General features: G+C 61.3%; 5 protein-coding genes and 1 pseudogene. 2 read left to right on the top strand and 4 right to left on the bottom strand.

Annotated elements, in window-relative coordinates; all coding sequences use genetic code 11:
• Window positions 1–174: pseudogene (locus AC1D1X_RS16040) on the bottom strand (23S rRNA (uracil(1939)-C(5))-methyltransferase RlmD); the annotation flags it as partial.
• A gap of 56 nt (window positions 175–230) precedes the next feature.
• On the opposite strand from AC1D1X_RS16040, the gene AC1D1X_RS16035 reads away from it, so the two are divergent.
• Entirely contained in the window at window positions 231–650 is a 420-nt protein-coding gene (locus AC1D1X_RS16035; RefSeq protein ID WP_477671017.1) for a VOC family protein, read from the top strand.
• 205 nt (window positions 651–855) lie between these two features.
• Here AC1D1X_RS16035 and AC1D1X_RS16030 read toward each other — a convergent pair whose 3' ends face one another.
• The 3 genes from AC1D1X_RS16030 to surE form a co-directional block, all read right to left on the bottom strand.
• Complete coding sequence (locus AC1D1X_RS16030; protein ID WP_477698643.1) at window positions 856–1782, bottom strand: peptidoglycan DD-metalloendopeptidase family protein; 927 nt, start codon at window positions 1780–1782, stop codon at window positions 856–858.
• Between the two features lie 118 nt (window positions 1783–1900).
• Window positions 1901–2758 (bottom strand): protein-L-isoaspartate(D-aspartate) O-methyltransferase, encoded by an 858-nt coding sequence (locus tag AC1D1X_RS16025; protein ID WP_477671019.1) that lies wholly within the window; start codon window positions 2756–2758, stop codon window positions 1901–1903.
• Window positions 2755–3552: a 5'/3'-nucleotidase SurE gene (gene surE, locus AC1D1X_RS16020; RefSeq protein WP_457278821.1), complete on the bottom strand. Its 798-nt coding sequence runs from the start codon at window positions 3550–3552 to the stop codon at window positions 2755–2757. Before surE ends, AC1D1X_RS16025 begins: the two co-directional genes overlap by 4 nt.
• 161 nt (window positions 3553–3713) lie before the next feature.
• On the opposite strand from surE, the gene AC1D1X_RS16015 reads away from it, so the two are divergent.
• Window positions 3714–4657: NADPH:quinone oxidoreductase family protein (locus AC1D1X_RS16015; protein ID WP_477698642.1), on the top strand; the 944-nt coding region annotated here is incomplete at its 3' end.

Below are 4657 nucleotides of genomic sequence, written 5' to 3'. Positions count from 1 at the left end.
GTAGACGTTGGCAGTTACCCGTTCGAAAGGCAGGGCACCCTCGATAAAAACCACCTTGCCGTCAGCCCTGTGGGCAATTCCCTGGGCTTCGATGTCGAGCGACTCGACCTCGAGCACGTCTGGCGGGTAGTCGGCCGCCGTAGCAGGCTGCTTGTTCTGGCTTTCTTCTGTCATGCACCAATTGTCTCAGGCTGCGGTACCATTTTCTGAACCCGTGAAAGGAAGGCGCCATGGAGCTTCGTATTTGCATCGATGTTGACAACATGGAACGCGCCGTCGAGTTCTATACAAAGGCGCTCGGGCTGCGTACAGGCCGCCGTTTCAAGAGCGATTTCGTGGAAATCCTCGGTGCGGGCAGCCCGATCGACCTGCTCTTCAATGCGCCGGGTACCCGGCCTATCGCCAGCGGTCAGGGCAGCGAGAGTGTTCGCACCTACCAGCGCCACTGGACACCTGTTCACCTTGATTTTGTGGTGGAAGACATTGATGCGGCGGTTGACCGGCTGCAGCGCCACGGCGCCGTTCTGGAAATGCCCGTGGCTGAACGGGTCTGGGGACGCATCGCGGGGCTGGCCGACCCCTTTGGCCATGGCATTGACCTGCTGGAGTTCAAGGGCCGTGGCTACGACGAGATTTTGCAGCCTCACTGATCACAAGCCCGGGAAGGCAACTGTATTCCCGTGCGACTGTTTGCTACAAAATAGATAGCTGCTTGCGCTTTTCCAGACTGGACTACGAGCCTTTTTTTCATAAATTTTCCGGTAGATTTGCCCTGGCGCAAGCAGCGTCAAGGCACCAGAAACAAAAAAGGAGCCCGGCAAACGCGGGGCTCCTTTCTGTGGATGGAAATACCGCTTATTTGGCAGGCAGGTATCTGGAAGGGTCGACAGGCTTGCCCTGGCGGCGAATCTCGAAATGCAGCTTCACGCGGTCCGCGTCGCTGTTGCCCATCTCGGCGATCTTCTGGCCCTTTCGCACGCTCTGGTCTTCCTTCACCAGCAAGGTCTGGTTGTGCGCATAGGCCGTCAGGAAGGTGTTGTTGTGCTTGAGGATGATCAGGTTGCCATAGCCGCGCAGGCCGGCGCCGGCGTACACCACGCGGCCGTCGGCCGAAGCAATGACGGGGTCCCCCGCCTTGCCTGAAATATCCAGGCCCTTGTTTTTGGCTTCATCGAAACCCGCCAGCATCGTGCCCTGCGCGGGCCAGATCCAGGCGATGTCTTCATCGCCCRTTGCTGCGGGTGCCGGGCTGGTGCCGGCCGGTGCTGACGCGGGACGCGCCGCGCTGGCAGCCTGCGTCGGCGTGGTGGATGCTGTCGACGTGGTGGCCGAGCCGGATGTCACGGGGCGGGTCACCACCAGCGGGTTTTCACTGGTCGGCGGCACCACACGCAGCACCTGCCCTACTTCGATGATGTTGGGGTTTTCAAGGTTGTTCCAGCGCACGATGTCGCGCCAGTTCTGGCCATTTTCCAGGCCGATGCGAATCATGGTGTCACCGGGTTTGACGGTGTAGTAACCGGGTTTTCCGGCGTTTTCAAAACCGGGCAACTGTTTGACATTGCCTGCGTCCACCGCGCCTGGGGTGGGACGCGACAGTCCGGTGCCGCGGTCTTCAACCGGAGCATGGGTGGAAGAACGCGTGCCGCAACCTGCGGCAAGCAGCAACGCTGCCACCAGGGCGCATGGCAGGGCCAGCCTGCCGAGCGTTGAGCGGGCGCCATGACTTGCGCCTGCGGCATCCACAGACACTGCCCGGTTCGGCCGTACGGTTTGATTCATTGGTTCTTTCGTCGTCAATCTGACGGGTATGGCGTATTGGTTAACTGGATGATCGGATGGTTCAATGCCGTCACTGCTATATCGATAACCGGCCTGAGTCCTGCAGGTGGCCGGATCGTCAGCTTGTCCCCGATTTTAAAGGCACAAAATGAACGGCCTCCAGCAGGGTCTGCCTGACGCCCTGGGGGGTTTTGTCGACCACCACCAGCGCCTGGGCGCCGCCGGCGGTTTGCATGGGCGCCACCAGCCTGCCGCCCACAGCCAGCTGATCAATCCAGGCAGGCGGAATGGCTTCCCCGCCGGCAGCCGCAATGATGGCCGCATATGGCGCGCCCTTGGCGTAGCCCATCATGCCATCACCAAACAGCAGGTGCACATTGGGGAGGCGCAAAGTCCGCAAATTCTCCCTGGCTTTGTCGTGCAGGCCGCGCAGCCTTTCGATGCTGTAGACCTCCGTCGCCAGATGGCTGAGCACCGCGGCCTGGTAGCCGCAGCCAGTGCCGATTTCAAGCACCCGCCCCAGCTTGCCGGCCGCGCCGTGGCGCAGCAGCTCCAGCATGCGGGCCACCACATTGGGTTTGGAAATGGTTTGCCCCAGGCCAATCGGCAGGCTGGTGTCTTCATAGGCCTGGTTGACCAGCGCGGTGTCGACAAAACGATGGCGTTCGACAGCCCCCATGGCGGCGAGTACCAGCGCATCGGCAACACCTTGTGCAGCAAGCTTGCTCACCATGCGCGCGCGCACGGTGTGCGAATCGAGCCCGACACCGCCCGGCAACGCGGAGGCTGCGGTCGGTGCCGGTTTCTTCAAGCTATTTTGGCCTGTAGCGCGCTCTGGTCTTGCGCTACCAGCTATTGATTTTGTAGCAGATGGGACACCCGCGTCGGGCTTCAGGCGAACCGGAAATGCCGGGCGGCCTGCTGCAGCCGGCGCTTTGGCAGCGGGATTGAATGGCGGTTTGAGGCTGGATTTCATGACGATTTTTTGTGCAACTCGGCCAGCCGGGCAGCGGTTTGAGCCCAATAAGGCAGACGCTCATGATCGGTCAAATCCACCTGCAGCGGGGTGATGGACACAAACTTCTGGCTGGTGGCATAAAAATCGGTTCCTTCACCAGCCTCTTTCGCAGGCCCTGCACCGCCAATCCAGTACATGGTTTCGCCGCGCGGGCTGGTCTGCACGATGACGCGTTCGGCCGCATGGCGCCGCCCCAGCCGGGCCACCTTCACGCCCTGGATCTCGTTGTCGGGCAGGTTGGGAATGTTCACATTGAGCAGCCAGGGCGGCACCGTCGGCTCAGCGCCTTCCGCCACGGCCTCCAGGGTGGGCATCAGTTGCTGCACCAGCTCGGCCGCACGCCGGGCTGCCACATCAATGTGCGCCCAACCCTTTTCAGTCTGGGAAAACGCGATGGAAGGAATGCCGAACAGGTAGCCTTCCATGGCAGCGCCCACGGTTCCGGAGTAAATCGTGTCGTCGCCCATGTTGGCGCCGTTATTGATACCTGAAACCACCAGGTCGGGCCGGTAGCCCAGCAAACCCGTCAGCGCGATGTGGACGCAGTCTGCCGGTGTGCCGTTGATGTAGCGAAAGCCATTGGCCGCGGTCTGCACGTACATCGGCGAGTGCAGGGTCAGCGCGTTTGATTTGGCGCTGTTGTTGTGCTCGGGGGCCACCACCTCGACATCGGCAACGGTTTTAAGCGCTTCATAGAGGGCAATGATGCCGGAGGCCTGGTAACCGTCGTCGTTGCAAATGAGGATTTTCATAAACTGATTTTACGGTCACGGCTGCGACAGCCTGAGCTCTGCCGGACATCGCAAAACCTGCCGCTTTGCCTATGATGCAGGCAAGGCGCCGCCTCCTTCCGTCGGCCGCCCCCCTTTTTCTTCTGCACCTGTCGCAGCATTCCTTCTATCGGAGACATTCMATGCAAGCCTGGCTTTGTGAAAACCCCACCGGCGTAGACGCCCTGACCTGGAAAGAATTGCCAACACCGCAACCCAAGGCAGGCGAAGTGCTGATTGAGATCAAGGCCGCCAGCCTGAACTTTCCCGACCTGCTGATCGTGCAGAACAAGTACCAGATGAAGCCGCCCCTGCCCTTTGTGCCCGGCTCCGAATACGCCGGCATCGTTCAGGCGGTAGGTGAAGGCGTCACGCACCTCCAGGTGGGGCAAAACGTGGCCTGCCTCTCCGGCACCGGCGGATTCGGCACGCACACCCTTGCACCGGCGGCCCTGTGCATGCCCTTGCCAAAAGGGTTCCCCTTTGTGGATGCCGCCGCTTTCATCATGATTTACGCAACTTCGTGGCACGCCCTGATGGACCGCGCACAACTCAAGGCCGGTGAAACCGTCCTGGTGCTGGGTGCGGCAGGCGGTGTGGGCACCGCCGCCATACAGATTGCCAAGGCCGCCGGAGCTCGCGTAATCGCAGCCGCATCGACCGATGAGAAATGTGCCCTTTGCACGTCCATTGGCGCGGACGCCACCATCAACTACACCACGAAAAACCTGCGTGACGAAATCAAGGCACTGACCGAAGGCAAGGGACCTGACGTGATTTATGACCCGGTCGGCGGCGAGTTTAGCGAGCCGGCTTTTCGCTCCATCGCGTGGCGGGGCCGTTACCTGGTAGTGGGCTTTGCTTCAGGCCCCATCCCGTCCCTGCCACTCAACCTCACGCTGCTCAAGGGCGCTTCCATCGTCGGCGTGTTCTGGGGCGACTTCGCCAAGCGCGAACCCAAGGCCAATGCGGCCATGATGGCCGAGCTGGCCGGCTGGTATGCCCAAGGCAAGATCAAACCGGTCATCGACCGCACCATGCCCATGGCCGAACTGAAAGCCGCCTATACCCACATGGGCTCACGGGG

Source organism: Polaromonas sp. P1_G4 (assembly GCF_056405475.1).
The sequence above is the reverse complement of the archived record's forward strand: the minus strand, read 5'-3'. Positions and strand labels throughout refer to the sequence as shown.